The 17,429-nt window shown below is 38.4% G+C and carries 17 protein-coding genes and 1 pseudogene; 14 read left to right on the plus strand and 4 right to left on the minus strand.

Going from position 1 to position 17,429, the window contains the following annotated elements; translation table 11 throughout:
- The first annotated feature begins 10 nt into the window (after window positions 1–10).
- Both LDX58_RS09200 and LDX58_RS09205 read left to right on the plus strand, forming a co-directional pair.
- The gene (locus tag LDX58_RS09200; RefSeq protein WP_227936547.1) at window positions 11–931 is read left to right on the plus strand and encodes an NERD domain-containing protein; all 921 of its coding nucleotides are present in this window, start codon (window positions 11–13) and stop codon (window positions 929–931) included.
- A 41-nt stretch (window positions 932–972) separates the two neighbouring features.
- Window positions 973–1,287, plus strand: a complete 315-nt coding sequence (locus LDX58_RS09205; protein ID WP_227936548.1) for a type II toxin-antitoxin system HicB family antitoxin — start codon at window positions 973–975, stop codon at window positions 1,285–1,287.
- Window positions 1,288–1,403: 116 nt separating this feature from the next.
- On the opposite strand, the gene purU is transcribed toward LDX58_RS09205, so the two are convergent.
- Complete coding sequence (purU, locus tag LDX58_RS09210) at window positions 1,404–2,270, minus strand: formyltetrahydrofolate deformylase (protein ID WP_227936549.1); 867 nt, start codon at window positions 2,268–2,270, stop codon at window positions 1,404–1,406.
- 127 nt (window positions 2,271–2,397) lie between these two features.
- Here purU and pulA point away from each other — a divergent pair, with 127 nt between their 5' ends.
- Window positions 2,398–4,536, plus strand: coding sequence for a type I pullulanase (gene pulA / locus LDX58_RS09215; RefSeq protein ID WP_227936550.1), 2,139 nt, complete (start codon window positions 2,398–2,400; stop codon window positions 4,534–4,536).
- A 120-nt stretch (window positions 4,537–4,656) separates the two neighbouring features.
- Window positions 4,657–5,451 (plus strand): phosphotransferase family protein, encoded by a 795-nt coding sequence (locus LDX58_RS09220; protein ID WP_227936868.1) that lies wholly within the window; start codon window positions 4,657–4,659, stop codon window positions 5,449–5,451.
- 105 nt (window positions 5,452–5,556) lie between these two features.
- On the opposite strand, the gene LDX58_RS09225 is transcribed toward LDX58_RS09220, so the two are convergent.
- Window positions 5,557–5,808, minus strand: coding sequence for a YtzH-like family protein (locus tag LDX58_RS09225; RefSeq protein WP_227936551.1), 252 nt, complete (start codon window positions 5,806–5,808; stop codon window positions 5,557–5,559).
- 103 nt (window positions 5,809–5,911) lie between these two features.
- Here LDX58_RS09225 and trmB point away from each other — a divergent pair, with 103 nt between their 5' ends.
- On the plus strand, window positions 5,912–6,571 hold the full coding sequence (gene trmB, locus LDX58_RS09230; RefSeq protein ID WP_227936552.1) for a tRNA (guanosine(46)-N7)-methyltransferase TrmB: 660 nt from the start codon (window positions 5,912–5,914) through the stop codon (window positions 6,569–6,571).
- A 180-nt stretch (window positions 6,572–6,751) separates the two neighbouring features.
- The gene (locus tag LDX58_RS09235) at window positions 6,752–7,594 is read left to right on the plus strand and encodes a YtnP family quorum-quenching lactonase (RefSeq protein ID WP_227936553.1); all 843 of its coding nucleotides are present in this window, start codon (window positions 6,752–6,754) and stop codon (window positions 7,592–7,594) included.
- Between the two features lie 244 nt (window positions 7,595–7,838).
- Here the strand turns inward: LDX58_RS09235 and LDX58_RS09240 are convergent, their stop codons facing one another.
- On the minus strand, window positions 7,839–8,144 hold the full coding sequence (locus LDX58_RS09240) for a PepSY domain-containing protein (RefSeq protein ID WP_227936554.1): 306 nt from the start codon (window positions 8,142–8,144) through the stop codon (window positions 7,839–7,841).
- Between the two features lie 178 nt (window positions 8,145–8,322).
- On the opposite strand from LDX58_RS09240, the gene LDX58_RS09245 reads away from it, so the two are divergent.
- Both LDX58_RS09245 and LDX58_RS09250 read left to right on the plus strand, forming a co-directional pair.
- The gene (locus tag LDX58_RS09245) at window positions 8,323–9,396 is read left to right on the plus strand and encodes a M42 family metallopeptidase (protein ID WP_308017489.1); all 1,074 of its coding nucleotides are present in this window, start codon (window positions 8,323–8,325) and stop codon (window positions 9,394–9,396) included.
- A gap of 326 nt (window positions 9,397–9,722) precedes the next feature.
- On the plus strand, window positions 9,723–10,244 hold the full coding sequence (locus LDX58_RS09250) for a DUF84 family protein (protein ID WP_227936555.1): 522 nt from the start codon (window positions 9,723–9,725) through the stop codon (window positions 10,242–10,244).
- 271 nt (window positions 10,245–10,515) lie between these two features.
- Here LDX58_RS09250 and LDX58_RS09255 read toward each other — a convergent pair whose 3' ends face one another.
- Window positions 10,516–10,956 carry a YtoQ family protein gene (locus LDX58_RS09255; RefSeq protein WP_227936556.1) on the minus strand — a complete coding sequence of 147 codons (441 nt, stop codon included), beginning with the start codon at window positions 10,954–10,956 and terminating at the stop codon, window positions 10,516–10,518.
- A gap of 184 nt (window positions 10,957–11,140) precedes the next feature.
- Between LDX58_RS09255 and LDX58_RS09260 the strand changes: the two genes are divergently transcribed.
- The 6 genes and pseudogenes from LDX58_RS09260 (at window position 11,141) to LDX58_RS09285 (ending at window position 17,352) form a co-directional block, all read left to right on the plus strand.
- Window positions 11,141–11,665, plus strand: coding sequence for a hypothetical protein (locus LDX58_RS09260; protein WP_227936557.1), 525 nt, complete (start codon window positions 11,141–11,143; stop codon window positions 11,663–11,665).
- A gap of 18 nt (window positions 11,666–11,683) precedes the next feature.
- Window positions 11,684–12,712 (plus strand): PTS sugar transporter subunit IIC, encoded by a 1,029-nt coding sequence (locus tag LDX58_RS09265; protein WP_227936558.1) that lies wholly within the window; start codon window positions 11,684–11,686, stop codon window positions 12,710–12,712.
- An 18-nt stretch (window positions 12,713–12,730) separates the two neighbouring features.
- On the plus strand, window positions 12,731–13,054 hold the full coding sequence (locus LDX58_RS09270) for a thioredoxin family protein (RefSeq protein ID WP_227936559.1): 324 nt from the start codon (window positions 12,731–12,733) through the stop codon (window positions 13,052–13,054).
- Window positions 13,055–13,517: 463 nt separating this feature from the next.
- Entirely contained in the window at window positions 13,518–14,312 is a 795-nt protein-coding gene (locus LDX58_RS09275) for a DUF1444 domain-containing protein (RefSeq protein WP_227936560.1), read from the plus strand.
- Window positions 14,313–14,545: 233 nt separating this feature from the next.
- Window positions 14,546–14,692, plus strand: a pseudogene (locus LDX58_RS09280) (YtpR family tRNA-binding protein); the annotation flags it as partial.
- 146 nt (window positions 14,693–14,838) lie between these two features.
- On the plus strand, window positions 14,839–17,352 hold the full coding sequence (locus LDX58_RS09285) for a DNA translocase FtsK (RefSeq protein WP_227936561.1): 2,514 nt from the start codon (window positions 14,839–14,841) through the stop codon (window positions 17,350–17,352).
- Window positions 17,353–17,429 lie beyond the last annotated feature (77 nt).

Genomic DNA, 17,429 nt, shown 5'->3' on the forward strand with positions numbered 1-17,429 from the left:
AGGGACGAGTGTGGCTCATTTAATCAAGCTTGAAGATTACATCTCTCGTTACCAATTTGATTTGAATCGTTATCCGAGTCAATATACTCGCATGAAAAAGGAAAAATGGTATTATTTAAAATCAGAATGGGAACAGTTGCAATACGATTCTTTAAACATAAATGAGAAAGAAGTAACCGAATTTATGGTGGAAGAGTCTCAAAGTTTTTTAAAACGATTGAGGCAATGGATGAAAGGAAACCGGAAAGAACCAGAAGAATGCTTAAAAGGTGATAATAGATTGGCAAGAATGTCTCTTGAACAAGTAAGAGAAGAGTTTTTACAAGAATTGTATTATTCACAATTAAGGTGGGCAAGTTCATCTTTATTAGAAGAATCCTCTTTGCATCCACAGTATAAAAGAGACAAATGGTTAAAATTTTTCGCTCAACAAGTACCAGATAACTTCTTTTTACTGTATAAGCCTGTTTTTTTTATTAAGAGAGCGCCAATTGAGTTGGATATTATTTTGATAAGCCCAACAGAAATTCATTGCATCACTTTATTAAATGGCCATGAACACAGCGTGTTTGAAGCTAGCTCTGATCGATTTTGGACGGAATTTATTGATGAAACTCGGAAGAAGAAGATTAGTCCTCTTGTATCTTTATCAAGGATGTCAGGAATTATCAAACCGATCTTACAAGATGAACAAATTGTTTTCCCATTGAAGAAAATTGTCCTTAGTCCTACTAGTATCATTGATAATAAGATGCAAGGAACAAATGTTGAATTTATTGATAAACGGACTTTTGCAACTTGGGCTGAAAAAATAAGGAAACACCCTTCCCCGATCAAACATCAACAATTAAAAGTTACATCATTATTACTCGATTTTTGCGATACTGCTTCTGAGGATTTGGAAGATGAAGATGAGAATGATCCTATTTAAGGAAAAGTGCAAAGACTATTTTTACATGATGGAGGAGAATTATGCAAGACAAAGTGTCTAATAGGTTAGAACGTTATCAACTAGATGATTTTACGTGGAGAGTACGCAAAGTTTTCAACTGGAACGGTGACTTTGAAATGATGATAGAAATAAATGAACTCGATGGTTGTGTAAGTTTTGGGAGAAATATAAAAGAGGCGAAGGTGGATTTAGCTATAGCATTAAGACATTGGATTCAATATCAAGGTGAACAGTTATTACCTGATATCAGAGATGGTGCACACATTGTTTACTTAGACCCGCCAATGGATGAGAGTGAATTTGATTACATAAATAAAGAACTAAAACGAATTTAGAGAGGATGACGGACTTTTTTATGACATAATATAGAAGATAAAGTGAAAGTTCAACACGAACACGAAAAGCCAGCTATCATTTGATTAATAAGTAGCTGGCCTTACGTTTGTGTTCATTAAAATATCACTGTCTTGTTCCCATGTACGATAATTTGATCGTTTGCGTGCCAAGTCACAGCTCGAGACAAAGCAATGCGTTCGACATTGCGTCCGGCTACTCTTAGTTGTTCAGTCGTATAGCGGTGATTCACCCGCAAGATGTCTTGCTCGATGATTGGTCCTTCATCCAAATCGTTTGTAACGTAATGAGCTGTAGCACCAATCAGCTTTACACCTCGTTCAAATGCTTTTGCATAGGGGTTGGCCCCTATAAACGCAGGTAAAAAGGAATGGTGGATGTTGATAACTTTTTTGGGGAATGTTCCAACAAAGTCAGGAGATAGTATTTGCATATACCTAGCTAAGACGATAAAATCTACGTCATATTTATGAAGCATTGAAATTGCTTCACGTTCAGCCTCTTCTTTATTGGCTTTGTTTACAGGAATGTGGAAAAAGGGTATTCCATACGCTTCAACATCGTCTTTTAAATTAATATGATTACTAATAACGAGTGGGATGTCTACCATTAATTCACCCGCTCGCCATTTCCATAATAATTCAAGCAAACAATGATCCTCTTTAGAAACAAAGATAGCCATTTTTTTTCTTCTAGAAGCGAGTTCCATACTCCAGTCCATGTCAAAAGATGAAGCGATTTCGCTAAATGCTTGACGGACAATATTGAATTCATAACTATCTTCAAATAAATCAAACTCAATTCTCATAAAGAACATACCGCCAGAAGGATCTGTTGAATATTGATCTGATTGAACGATATTTGCTTTATACTGATGTAAAAAGGTTGATACGGTCGAAACAATTCCTGGACGGTCCAGGCAAGAGATTAATAATTTAGCACGAATGTTTGTGTTTGTATTCATTTTCTTCCTCCAAAAAATTCAGGTCATTACCTTACCTTCAGCTAAGTGAACGAATGGTAAATAAAAATCGCTCATACTATAGTAATAATAAATATAGTTTTACAAAAAGGAAAGGGGGCTTTCATCATTGAAGCAAAAGAAGCAGTCATTTGTCAATTATCGATTGAAGTCTGCTGAACTTATAACCGTTGACATGGTTCGAGTTGCAGTTGAAAATGATCATCCTATAGACCGGAACTGTTGGTCGATGATAAATAGTAAAGGCGAATGCCCCTTGAAAGACGTAACCGTGAATGATCAAATAGTTTTATTACGTTTGCCTAAACCTTTTAAGTTTGAAGAAGATAGTTATATTGTATACAAGGGATTAACCTGTTATATCGAGCCAACTGAAGTTGTTAGAACGAAGGAATTTGAGCAGTTATTTTTTTATGATGGAGATGATTTAGGTGTATGTTATAACGAAAATCAAACATCTTTAGCTGTATGGGCTCCCACTGCAACGAGGATGAATGTTATTTGTTATAAGACATGGCATGATGAAAAAGGAGACACCTATCCATGTCGCCGCGATGAAAAGGGAGTTTGGCGTATTGAATTAGTAGGAAATTATGAGGGGGTTTGGTATCTCTTTGAAGTGTATGTCAATCAAACTTGGAGACGAGTGGTCGATCCGTATGCCAAATTTCTAGGTGTGAATGGTGAAAAGGCAATGATTGGAGATCCAAAACGAACCGAACCGGAAGTGTGGCCTGTCCTAAGACCACAAGAGTCCGCCAATGACTGTATTATTTATGAATTACATATTAGAGATTACACGATAAGTCTAGATAATGGCATTAATCACAAAGGGAAATATCTCGGTTTAACCGAACAAGGAACAGTGGACAACGATATGCGGGTAACAGGTATGGATTATCTAAGCTATTTAGGAATTACACATGTTGAGTTGCTTCCGGTACAGGACTATGGAAGCGTCGATGAGAGTAACAGAGAAACTGACTATAACTGGGGTTATGATACGACTCACTTTTTTGTGCCAGAAGGTAGCTATGCAACTGATCCCTACGATGGCTATTGTCGTAACCTAGAATTCAAACAATTGGTAGCAGCTCTACATGATAGGCAAATTAGAGTGATCATGGATGTTGTTTTTAACCATCTTTATATTTGGGAAGAGTCCGCATTAGACATGCTTGTACCGGGTTATTTTTTTCGTTACACGACGGACAATAAAATAAGCGATGGAACGGGAGTAGGTAATGACTTTGCTTCCGAAAGAAAGATGGCTCGAAAAATCATCATTGATGCTATAAGTTATTGGGTAGAAGAGTATCATATTGATGGCTTTCGCTTTGACTTAATGGGAATATTAGATATAGAAACGATGAAACAAGTTAAAGAGGCAGCTAAAAAGAAAAATAAAGACATTCTTCTTTTTGGAGAAGGATGGGATTTACCCACTGCTTACCCGCGAGAAAAAAGAGCAATTATCGATCAAGCTAAATCCCTAGTAGGAATAGGTTTTTTTCAAGATAAGTTCCGTGATGGGTTAAAAGGAAGTACATTTGAAGTAACGCAGCCAGGATTCGTCAGTGGTTCTAAACAAGGGTTAAATGAGATTATCAGTGGAATGCAAGGAAGCATGAATAAATTTGATATGCCTATCCAAGCAATCAACTATGTTGAATCACATGATAACCATACATTATGGGATAAATTAAAACTCGTTCATCCGATAGAAAGGCAATTCACTCTACAAAAACGACATAAACTCGCAACAGCCATCGTCTTGATGTCTCAAGGAGTGCCTTTTATTCATGCAGGACAAGAATGGTTTAGAACAAAGCATGGTGTAGAAAACAGCTATAATTCTCCTGATTGGATCAATGTCTACAATTGGAAGCAACGTGCTCATTTTGATTCATCCGTTCAATATATTCGCACATTAATTCAAATGCGTCGTATGCATGCTGGCTTTAGATTAGAATCTTATGAAATGATTAGAAATCATTTCAAGGTTATAAAAGCTGAATCTAAATGTATAGCATACCATTTAAGAGGACTTGAGAAAGTTGATGAGTGGAATGATATTTTGGTTATTCATAATGCTGGACTAAAAGAGGAAATAATTTTTCTTCCAAAAGATAAGAAATGGCAAGTATTCGTTGACGGTGACATCGCTTCTCTGATACCATTATACAAAATAGGGGAAGACTGTGCTCGTGTTTCTGCATTATCAACATTTATATGTGTAAGTTTATAGGGAAGAATATGTTAGAACATTTTATTGGGAAATACAGAAGTTGAAAATGACAGATTGTTTCAAAATAAGGTATACTATATTCTTGAGCTCCCGAATTTTGGTGAGGGATAGTTGATGAAATTGAGGGTGAAATGGGTGGAACAATTTTTAGGAGATGGCTGGAAGGTACATCCGGCTGGTGGTGCAACAGGAGAAGCATATATAGCCCAGCATGGTGAACAGACGGTTTTCTTAAAACGTAATTCGTCACCATTTCTTGCTGTCCTTTCAGCAGAGGGAATTGTTCCAAAACTACTCTGGACAAAGCGTTTAGAGAATGGCGATGTCGTAACGGCACAAAAGCTAATAGATGGAAGAGAACTTAAGGCTTTCGAGATGAAAGAAAGACGTGTAGCAGCACTTCTTTCCAAAATACATCGATCGAGTGAATTGCTAGATATGTTTAAACGAATTGGCAATGAACCTTTAACCCCATATGTAATTGTTGAGAATCTACGCAGGCAATTACAGTCGTTTCATATTGATGATGAAACAATTGAATTAGGTATGAGTTATTTGTTTGGTATGTTAGAAATGGTCACGCCAGAGCATTTTGTTGTATGTCACTGTGATATCAACCATAATAATTGGATGCTTGATGAGGAAGATCACTTGTATTTAATAGATTGGGACGGGGCAACGGTCTCTGACCCAGCACTAGATCTTGGATTGCTACTTTATTCTTATATTCCTCGGCATGAGTGGGAATCTTGGTTAGAACAATATGGAGTTAAACTCGAACCAGCGCTTCGTGAAAGGATGCATTGGTACGTCGTTTCTCAATCGATTTCAGTATTACTTTGGCATTATGGAAGACAGCAGTTTGAACAAGTTGAACAATTGAAAGTTTATATTAAAAGCCTCCTGAAGGAATAGGGACTCACCAGTTCATACTATCGGTGAGTCTTTTGATTTTGCCACGTTTAGGATGTTGAAAAAAAGAGAGATATTTCCTGAGGAATAAAGTAGGTTTTCGTCGAATTATTCAAGTGAAAGAACATTTAACCATTGTTCGACATCATTCTGTTCAAACGGATCGTGATTAAGCTGATGTTTTTGTTGAATTAGATCGAGTGTTTGTTGTACTTTAGGTTGTAAAGTGGGATCCGTTGCGAGCGATGAAACGAGACGTTCAATTTGTGCAGCTTCATCTGTTGTCATGTGATTTTCAGCGGCTTGGTTTTGAATGATGTCACGTAGTAGTTGTAGTTTATTTTCATGTGAAATTGGCATTTTTACACTCCTTAAATTGAGCTTCTTAATTACTATTTTGCGCTATACAAGTTAAAGCTATTCTTAATGAATGCCTGTGAATAAAAGAAAAAGAGGTGGAGTTGTGCGTTTACGAAATATACCTGGGGCGAAAGAAGAGATGAATCAAAACCCCGACATTGTAATTGGTAACCCGAGTCAACATAAAGGAAATTGGAGCAAACTATTTAACAATGATCATCCGATTCATATCGAAGTTGGGACGGGAAAAGGTCAATTTCTTATTGGGATGAGCATGCTTCATCCTGAGGTGAATTACATTGGCATTGAAAAATACGAAAGTGTTTTACTAAGGGCGTTGGAACGAACAAAAGATTCGGAACAGGAAAATGTTAAGTTTTTAAATGAAGATGTCGGGAATATCTTGGAATTTTTTGAGCCAGGAGAAATCGATCGTGTATTTATAAACTTTACGGACCCTTGGCCTAAAAACCGTCATGAAAAAAGGCGTCTAACCCATAAGGGATTTTTAGAACTTTATCAACAAATCTTAAACGAAAATGGAGACATTCATTTAAAAACGGACAATCAAGGGTTATTTGAGTATTCATTAGAGAGTTTCTCTGGTTACGGAATGTCTCTGCATAACATAAGCCTGGATCTTCATAAGAGTGGGATTGCAGGAAATGTTATGACTGAGTATGAAGAGAGATTTTCACGAAAAGGGATGCGGATTTATCGTTGTGAAGCGCAGTTTGAATTTAAAACTCACAGAAACCTTTAAGGCATGTTATGGCACCGAGTATCGGTGCTTTTTTTGTTCAATGAGTAGGTGGATGTCTAAAAGAAAAAGCAGCTGAAAATATTATGTTAAAATTTAAAAACGGAAAAACTAGTTTAAGCATGACAGGATATTAATGAAAGCTGCCGAATAAGGTATAGTAAGGTAAAGGAGGCGATAAAAGTGGAACGTTTAGAAAGAAATGGATTAACGATTACGTGGTTAAATGGTGGAGTTACCCATATGGATGGTGGAGCAATGTTTGGTGTCGTTCCGAAACCATTATGGAGTAAAAAGTATCCACATAATGAACAGAATCAAATTGAACTTCGCACAGATCCCATGCTGATTGAAAAAGATGGGTACCGAATCTTAGTTGAAGCTGGAATGGGCAATGGGCGGCTCGATGAGAAACAAAAACGGAATTATGGAGTATTAGAAGAATCTTCTGTTGAAAAGGATTTAGCAGAGTTGGGCTTGACTCCGCAAGATATTGATATGGTCTTAATGACTCATCTTCATTTTGATCATGCAACAGGACTTGTAAAAGAGGATAGTGGAAAATATGTTTCAACTTTTAATAACGCTATTATTTACACTTCTGATGTTGAATGGAAGGAAATGCAACAGCCAAACATTCGATCAAGAAATACATACTGGGAGCAAAACTGGAAACCGATTCAAAATCAAATTAAAACTTTTACAGAGCAAATAGAAGTGCTACCAGGGATCCGTTTGATCCATACGGGCGGACATAGCGATGGCCATGCGATCCTTGTGATAGAACATCAAGAAGAGACGTTCATTCATTTAGCCGATATTATGCCTACCCATGCTCATGCAAACGTACTATGGGTGCTAGCTTATGATGATTATCCGATGACTTCTATAAAAGAAAAAGAAAAATGGTTTGCTTATGCTAAAGAGCGAGAAGCTCACTTTTTGTTTTACCATGACTTCAAATACCGCGCGTTAAAATGGAATGAACAAGGTGAAATAACAGAATCCATTGAACGCAAACGTTAGATTATAATAAAAAGAAGGGGTGATCGAGACCTTTATGGTCGAATCACCCCTTTGCTTTTAAAAGGATTGGCAGTTTGACATTTTGAGTGAGCACAGGGTGCTATTCAATGAAGTATGAAAGCCTAATCGAGGGTGGCGATGGCTCCACACGCTGCGCGCCGAACGACAAGAACCTCGCTTGTCTTTTGGCTTAAAAAAAGCAGCGGTTCCGCTCATTGCAGAAAGACGGCTAACGCCGTTTTTCTTAAGTAGCTTGAAGGTCTAACAGTGCACCTGTTTTTGTGTCTGCTAAAAATTCATATTGTGTTGTGCCCACTTCGTTCGTTGTAGATATACCACCACGATAGACGGAATAAGAAATTTGATTCAATTCAACAGTTTCAGGAATCATATGTATCCAAGAACCAGAAATTGCATAGGTTCGTGAAACGGTTTTCTTAATTTCTTTTAAAGCTTTCTCAGGAGAAATCTTTCCACTTTTAAGGGATGGACTAAGAAAGTATCCGGCAGCTAATCCAAGTCCTAATCCGGCAACAAAGCGTTTCAACATTTTACATCTTCCTTTCTTGGTCAATACTTTCTTTATAGTATATCCAAAATAAGAAGAAGGTTTCAATTGTGAGCAGGAATAATCTTTTAAAAGATAACGGTGGTGGAAAAGAAAGTATGATTCAGATAGAATAAAAAGGATACATATTTATTACGACTACCGAAAGGAGTTTGTTAAAGTGAATCAAGAAACGATGCAATTATTTAAAACATTAACAGAGCTTCAAGGCGCACCTGGATTTGAACACGATGTTCGGACGTTTGTTCGTTCGGAACTTGAGAAGTACTCGGATGAAATCGTCCAAGATCGGTTAGGGAGTATTTTTGGGATTAAGCGAGGAGATGAAAACGGCCCAACTGTTATGGTAGCTGGCCACATGGATGAAGTCGGTTTTATGGTAACTTCCGTTAATAAGCAAGGTCTTATTCGCTTTCAACCACTAGGAGGCTGGTGGAGTCAAGTATTGCTTGCTCAGCGCGTACAAATTATGACGGATTACGGACCTATCATCGGGGTTATCGGTTCAACTCCTCCACACTTACTAGAGGAAGCACAACGTAAAAAACCGATGGACATTAAACACATGTATATTGATATAGGGGCGGATGACAAAGCTGATGCAGTAGCAATTGGAATCAAACCAGGTCAACAAATTGTGCCAATCTGTCCTTTTACACCGATGGCCAATCAAAAGAAAATTCTCGCAAAAGCTTGGGATAATCGTTATGGTGTCGGTCTTTCAGTTGAACTTTTAAAAGAATTAAAAAATGAAAAAACACCAAATGTGTTGTATTCAGGTGCAACCGTGCAAGAGGAGGTTGGTCTAAGAGGAGCTCAAACCGCTGCCAATATGATCAAACCAGATATCTTCTTTGCCCTCGATGCCAGTCCTGCTAATGATGCAACTGGAGGAAAGGATGCATTTGGTCAATTAGGAAAAGGAGCTTTACTCCGAATTTATGACCGTTCGATGATTACCCACCGCGGTATGAAGGATTTTGTTCTAGATACAGCTGAAACGAATCAAATTCCTTATCAATATTTTATTTCACAAGGAGGAACCGATGCAGGGAGAATACATATGTCTGGGGATGGTGTGCCTTCTGCAGTTGTAGGCATCTGTTCCCGTTACATCCATACAGCGGCTTCCATTGTTCATATTGATGATTACGCAGCGGCTAAAGAATTGATCGTTAAATTAGTGAAGTCAGCAGACGCTAGCACAGTGAGATCAATTAAAGAACAAGCTTAAAAGCTAGTAGAACTGGTTTACATAGTCAATATCTACTAGAGTGAAGCGAGGTTAACCGTGACGTTATTGTTTAGGTGGTTAACCTCGTTTTAAGTATGATTTCGAAAAAAAATTAATAATCTAGTTTAAGAACTTGTTCAAAAGGGAAGACCGCCATTTTTGAACCTTTAGTATCCTCTCTCCTAATGCGGAGTTGCAATGGCTTCACTCACTGCGCGTCGATCCGAGAAAACCACTCGTATCGACTTAAAACATTGCAGTGGCTTCGCTCATTGCTTTGAACAAGCTCTTTAAATATTTTTTTACATAGATTCAGGAGGGACATTATGATTGTTGCAATTGGAACGAAGAATCCGGCGAAAGTACATGCGGTTCAAGACACGCTTATTAGAGAACGACTCTCGTTTGTTCCAGTAAAAGTCGACTCAGGTGTAGCGGATCAACCTTTTTCAGATGAAGAAACGTTAGCAGGGGCCAAGAACAGAGCAGAAGGAGCATTGGCTATTACAAATGCTACACTTGCTTTTGGTCTAGAAGGCGGTGTACAAGAAACCAAAAATGGGCTGATGCTTTGTAATTGGGGCGTATTGGTACATGAGGATGGGGCTAAATGGTATGCAGGAGGCGCTAAATTACCTCTTCCAGATTTGGTTGTGCAAAGGCTCTATGCAGGTGAAGAACTAGCGGACGTTATGGCTAGTTTAACAGGCCAAGCAGATGTTCGAAAGAAAGAAGGCGCAATCGGGATTTATACAGCAGGTTGGGTAACCAGGAAAGAACTTTTCTCCCATTTAGTAAAGCTCTTATACGGGCAATACATCTCTTCAAGAGGCGATGTCCAACACTAAAGAAAGAGCGAGCCCCTGTGAAGGTTTTTAAGCCCTACTCTAAGTAGTTTTCTTAAGTTAAAGGTGACGCAAAGAATTCGCATTTCATGCATCTTTGCGTCATTTTTTCGTGTGTTCACTCAGTCAGCAACAAGAGGTGCAAAAACAAATCCCTTTTAAACGGGGTCTTAGAAAAAGAATTTCATGAATTGAAAGCGACATCACAAACGTAATAGCAACTCCTGTTTAACCTTTATTAGAAATGAAATTGATGTCAATTGTTTGAATTATATTATTCAAATATATAAGCCAAAGCTTTCAACGCCTGTTCAGGAGTTTCAACAACGACTTGTGCTTTGTTTGCTAACTCTTTTAAAGGATGATGGAGCTTTGGATCGCGTATAATAATAACAGGTTTTGACAAAGTGATCGCAGTTGCAGCATCCATTGCACTGTTCCACTGTTTGTATTGTTCACCAAAATAGGCAATCATAATGTCTGATTTGGCTATCAGAATTTGAGTACGTAAATTATTGATGCTAGAGGCAGCTTCATCTTTCGCTACTTTACTTGACTGCTTACCTAAAATTTCTTCTCCAATGTCATCTGAACGGTCATGGTTCTCCATCGGACCTGTAAACGTAATGGGTAGCGAGAGCTCTTTCGCTTGATTGCGCAATTGTTCACGCCAAGGATTGTGAATTTCACCAGCTAAATAAACGTATAATTGCATGTTAATCACTCCTATTTGTTTTAGTTAGCACCAAGGCTTTTTATAATAGCCCTTACTTGGGTTGCCTTGATTAATAAATACTGATTCAATTGTACCAGTTATAAGGAATGTTGTCTTGTCAGCTAGTAGCCTTAAGGTTATGATAGAAAATAGTTATGTAAGCGAATAAAAAGGAGTGTCTAGTTTGATCTTGAAGGATTGGCGTATCGGAATTCTATTTAGTGTAATATTCGTATTGATAGGATGTTCCGTATCAGAGGAAGAAGTATTAGAACTTGGTCGTCAAGCATACATAGATAGCATAGATGAGGAACCGGAACAACCGAATGTAAAAGTAGAAAATGATAAAGTCGAATTCCATTTACCACGTGGTTTTGAAGTCTTAGAAGAGCAAGAATATAACGTAGTTCTTCAAAAGGATGATCAACTATTCGTTTTATTTCATCAGCCATCAGAGCCGTTAACAAGTAAGATTCGTCTAAAAGAAGATATGGAGAGTGCCGAAAAAGCAATTATTTATGAGGTTCTTGAAACAGACGAAAAGGTCTCTTATCTTATTGTTGAGAAAGGACAAGAAGAAGGTTTATTACTTGTTAAGACAGCTGTGGGAGGAGCCAAAATTTCTACTCTGTCAACCTATAAACGTTTAGAAGACGATATCGATGCTATGACAGAAATCGTTCTTTCGTATCAAGCAATTACAGAGTAAGGCTAGGAGGATAATTTGTTGAAAATATTTCTGAATAAAAAAGGTATTGAATTGTCTTGGCGTACATATTTTATTACGGCGTTAAGTCATATGGCATTAGGGTTATTTGCAACGCTTATCATTGGACTTATTCTCCGAACGATAGGAGAGCAAATTTTTAGTTTAGGTATAGAAAATATAGGTGTTTGGTTGCAAGAAGTCGGTGGCTTAGCTATGAGTTTAATGGGACCTGCTATCGGGGTTGCTGTTGCTTATGGATTGAAAGCACCTAAACTTGTTGTCTTTTCAACGATTATCAGTGGAGCGGCAGGAGCTCAGCTTGGAGGGCCAGCAGGTGCATTTGTGGCAGCTGTGATCTCGGCGGAATTAGGTAAACTGGTTTCTGGAGAGACGAAGCTTGATATTATTGTAACTCCTCTAGTCACGATCTTAACTGGCTTTCTATCAGCGTCCTTAATTGGACCTTGGATTCAAAGTGGTATGCAGCAATTCGGAACTCTTATTATGTGGGGAACTGAACAACAGCCTATTATAATGGGAATTGTAGTAGCTACTTTAATGGGACTTGCTTTAACTGCACCTATTTCAAGTGCTGCTTTAGCTATTATATTGGAGCTTGAAGGGGTGGCAGCAGGTGCTGCAACTGTTGGCTGTGCTGCACAAATGGTCGGCTTTGCTGTAAGTAGTTACAGGGAAAATGGCTGGTCAGGTCTTGTTTCATTAGGAATTGGGACTTCGATGCTTCAAGTACCGAACATTGTTAGGAATCCCCTTATTTTAATTCCTCCAACAGTTGCAGGTGCGATTTTGGCGCCATTTGCTACTGTAGGGTTTGGAATGACAAATCTACCTGCAGGGGCTGGAATGGGAACAAGTGGTTTAGTTGGTCCAATTATGACGTTAACGGATATGGGATTTTCCGCTCAAGTTTGGATTGCGATTGGACTGCTACATTTTATGGGTCCGGCAATTATTAGTCTTGTTGTTTCAGAATGGATGAGAAAACATGGTAAAATAAAATTTGGTGATATGAAGATAGACATATAACAAAGGAGTGTTTCTAAAATGGAAAAATTAAAAAATATTGATGAGTTTAGAGAAATAGCTAGCAAAGAAGCAGCCATTTTTATGTTTTCGGCGGACTGGTGCCCAGACTGTCGAGTGATTGAACCAGTTCTACCTAGGATTGAAGCAGACTTCCCAAGCTTTTCCTTTTATTATGTAGACCGTGATGAATTTATTGACCTATGCGGAGAACTTGAGATCTTTGGAATCCCTAGTTTTCTTGCTTATGTTAACGGACAAGAAGTAGAACGGTTTGTAAGCAAAAACCGAAAAAACCAAGAAGAGATCGAAGCCTTCCTTACTAAGGCAGAATCACATATTTGAGAGTTAGTTTAAAAAGGTCGAACTTTACCTTTTTAAACTAACTCGAAGCAATGAGCGAAGCCGCTGCAAGGTTTTAAGCGTTCTATGAGTGGTCTTCTCATAGAAGGCGCGCAGCGTGTGTAGCCATTGCCACTCTAGCCTAAGCAGAAAGTAAAGAGTTAAAAAGGTCGAACTTTACCTTTTTAAACTAACTCGAAGCAATGAGCGAAGCCGCTGCAAGGTTTTAAGCGTTCTATGAATGGCCTTCTCATAGAAGGCGCGTAGCGTGTGTAGCCATTGCCACTCTAGCCTAAGCAGAAAGTAAAGAGTTAAAAAGGTCGAACTTTACCTTTTTAAACTAACTCGAAGCAAAGATGTATGAAAGAGCTGTCGCAATTGGTCAACGACTGATTGAGGCAGCTTCTTTTGGATCATAGACGAATTTCTGCTAAACTAATAGGGTTAACAAAGGAGAGGATTAATTATGGAAATGAGACAATTTCGCAAAGAAATTGAACAGCGTCTAACAAGAGATGGATGGTCCATTGTTTATGATCATAAGGAAGCTACTTTACGAATAGAAGATAAGGAAATTAAAAAAGGAGTGACACTTGCTCTTAAACCGCTTTTAGCAAAATGGGAACGAAAAGAATTCGGTTCAATCGAAGAGGTCGTTCGTTATGTTGAAGTAGGGGTAGAAGCGATGAAAAAGACTCCTAAGATTGAGGGCAATGAAAAAAAGATTTTCCCAGTCATTAGGTCGACTTCCTTTCCAACTGAATCAAATGATGGACATACTTTATTGTTTGATGAACATACGGCTGAAACACGCATCTATTATGTCGTTGATCAAGGTGAGTCCTATACGTTAATAAAAGAAGCAATGCTTGAAGGAACCTCATATACAAAAGAAAAAATAAGAGAAGTATCCATGTTTAACGTCCGTTCGCTTCCACAGCCTTTAAACGAAGATCAAGTAGCTGGAAATCGGTTCTTCTTTTTACGAGCGAAAGATGGATACGATGCAAGTCGCGTTTTAGATCAATCCTTATTAGAGAAAATGGAGAAGTTGGCAACGGGTCAACTCACAGTTGCAATTCCTCATCAAGACGTATTAATTTTCGCGGACATCGTCAATGAAAGAGGCTATGATGTGCTTGCTCAGATTGCCCTACAGTTTTTCGGGGAGGGTAGAGTTCCTGTTACCGCTTTACCATTTATTTATGAAAATGGAGAATTAGAGCCAACTTTCATTTTGGCACAGAGAAAACCCAAATAGAATTTGGGACGAAATGCCCCATTTTTCAAAGAATTATTATGGTACAATGAAAAGGATTGGTGTATGAATAGTCTTGAAATAGTGGGGAATTAGAGGGTCACCTTTCAATAAACTCGTGAATGAAAGGTGAGACTTTTTTATAATCATAAAAGATTTGGCAATACGCTAATGAAAAAATAAAAGATATCGAATTGGAACGTCGAGACTTTGAAAGAACAGGTGACGTGCTTCGAATAGTCATTAAGGAAGCAGCTTTACGTGGGATTGAGTCAAGTGCAATGCTTTGCTCAGCAAAAGAGCTTACTTTATCAGATGCTCCTGAAGAAAAAGGCATACAGGTGCTTGATGATTCTTATCAGATAGGTGCAACGTTAAAATAAAGTTGAATGAAAGAGGTTGACTGAACGTTTTTGATTCTTATTGTGCACGATTCAGCTTGATGAATTAGTGTGAGTTGAATCAGGACTACGAGTCAACCTTTTTTAATCACTAGTTGAAGAATAAGGAGAAAGTGAGTGGTTTTCGCATGGAGAAGCTATATCAGTGGATGAGGAGGCTCCAGCAATTGATAGGAGGAGAAGATTCCGAACCTAAGCAAGAAATAAAATCAAGTGATAAGAAAGTCTATACATACGGGAGAGTTGAATCAGAAAAGCGGAAAAGCGAATCTAAGGTAATTTATCAATATCCGAAGTCAGGTCAATTTCGTTTTCCTTTAATTGAAGATGGTCCTGTTCGAAAACATCATCATAAGGAAGAGAAGCAACAGTATAAGGAAGAGAAGCAACAGTATAAGGAAGAGAAGCAACAGTATAAGGAAGAGAAGCAACAGTCAAGAAAAGTTTCACAGAATGAGGAAAAAGTTCGTCCACAAAAGCAAGAAACGTCGAAGGCTAAAACAGAATTTAAGCGGACTTTAATTCCATCGCCTGTTTACGGTTTCGGAGAACGTGAAACAACCAAAAGCATAATGGGAGATAGTATTTCGGTATTACCTTTTGAGAAAAAAGAAGTTCAATTTAATACACAGGCTGACCTATTAGAAAGAGTGTTGGAACGAGCAGAAGAAGACAAGCTTGAACCGGTCTTTCCAGAAAAACTACAGTTAAGCGAAGATTTGAATAGACGAGATTCTGATATACTACCTGAACAAAACAGAGAATTGATATCACCATTAGCCGAGGCGTCTATGCCATTGATTGAACATAAGGTAGACGAGACGGTGAAGGACAGTGAAATTGAAAAAGAAGAAATGAAACTGGTGGAGAAGTCTCAACAAATTGGTTCGATATCCAAATTAGTAGAAACTCGCTTTTCAGAGGTAGTAGAAGAAGTGGAAGCAGAAGATCGTGCAGGGGAAATCTTATCGATGAGCATGGACACATCAATTGATTCAACTAATACTAGCCATGAGGAAGAAGTTAATGCTTCTACAGAAAAAGTAGCTGCACCTGTTATTGCAGAAAAAGAAGAGAAGATTGACACAGTGGAAAAGGAAGTTGTTAAGGCTGGTAAAAAGAGTGAATCAAACCAGCCTAAAAAGCCTGCTATTCCTTTTAATGTTATGATGCTCCCGCAAGACAAGAAACCCAAACCGAAACCTGAAAAGGAAGTTCTCGAATCGAACTATGCTTATCCTAGCATTCAGCTACTAAATTATCCTGAAGTACAGAAGGAAGATGACTCTGAGTGGCTTAGGGAACAAGGAGACATTTTGGAGGAAACCCTTCAAAGCTTTCAGGTAGATGCAAAAGTAGTGCATTCAACGAAAGGTCCTTCTGTCACAAGATTTGAGGTTCAACCTGGTCGTGGCGTAAAGGTAACAAAAATTACTGGGCTAACAGATGACATGAAATTGGCATTAGCTGCCAAAGATATCCGGATAGAAGCTCCAATCCCTGGTAAAAACACGATTGGAATCGAAGTGCCAAATCGAAGTTCTACTCCCGTTTTTTTACGAGAGATTTTGCGAAGAAATTCGTTTGTTCGATCAGAGTCATCCTTAACGGTAGCGCTAGGCTTAGATATTTCAGGACAACCTATTGTAACCGACTTAAAGAAGATGCCTCATGGACTCGTGGCTGGGGCTACAGGTTCTGGGAAAAGCGTTTGCATCAATTCCGTCTTAATTAGTCTTTTGTTTAAAGCAAACCCGGATGAAGTGAAGTTGATGCTCATTGATCCTAAAATGGTGGAACTAGCCCCGTACAATGGTCTCCCTCATTTGGTAACACCTGTTATTACCGATGCTAAACAAGCAACAGCTGCTCTTAAATGGGTTGTATTAGAAATGGAAAGAAGATACGAACTGTTTAGTCAAAAAGGTGTTAGAGATGTGGGAAGATACAATGATATATATTCAGAAACACCGGATAAACCAGCTTTGCCATTTATTTTAGTCGTAATCGATGAATTAGCTGATTTGATGATGGTTTCTCCACAAGAAGTCGAAGATTCGATTTGTCGAATTGCACAGAAGGCAAGAGCGTGTGGAATTCACTTATTACTAGCGACTCAACGGCCATCTGTAGATGTAATAACAGGTTTAATCAAAGCCAATATTCCAACTCGTATTGCTTTTTCTGTTTCCTCTCAAACCGATTCACGTACGATTTTAGATATGGGAGGGGCAGAAAGGTTACTTGGCCGGGGAGATATGTTGTTTCATGAAAATGGCACACCTAAGCCCGTCCGGGTACAAGGAACTTTCGTATCTGACCAGGAAATAGAAGATGTGGTAGCACATGTTAAGAAGCAAAGGGAACCGGAATATTTACTTGAAACCGAGCAGCTTAAACATGTGTCAGAAGAAGTAGATGATGAGCATTTTGAAGAGGCGTGCTACTTTGTGATTGAACAGGGTTCAGCTTCGGCATCGAGTCTTCAAAGAAAGTTTCGAGTAGGGTATAACCGAGCTGCTAGATTAATTGATTTGATGGAGGAACGTGGAATTGTCTCTCAAGCAATGGGGAGTAAGCCGAGACATGTTCTTGTAGATACAATTGAGCTCGAAGAAATCTTGCACTATCAAGAGGGATAATAAGCATTTAAGCCTTGTCTTAATAGAAAAGGTCTTATATGATAGTGAAGATAAAACTTTACCCATTCTTGAGTTTA

This window comes from Alkalihalobacillus deserti (assembly GCF_020734105.1).
In the GTDB taxonomy this organism is placed as follows: domain Bacteria; phylum Bacillota; class Bacilli; order Bacillales; family Bacillaceae_D; genus Halalkalibacter; species Halalkalibacter deserti.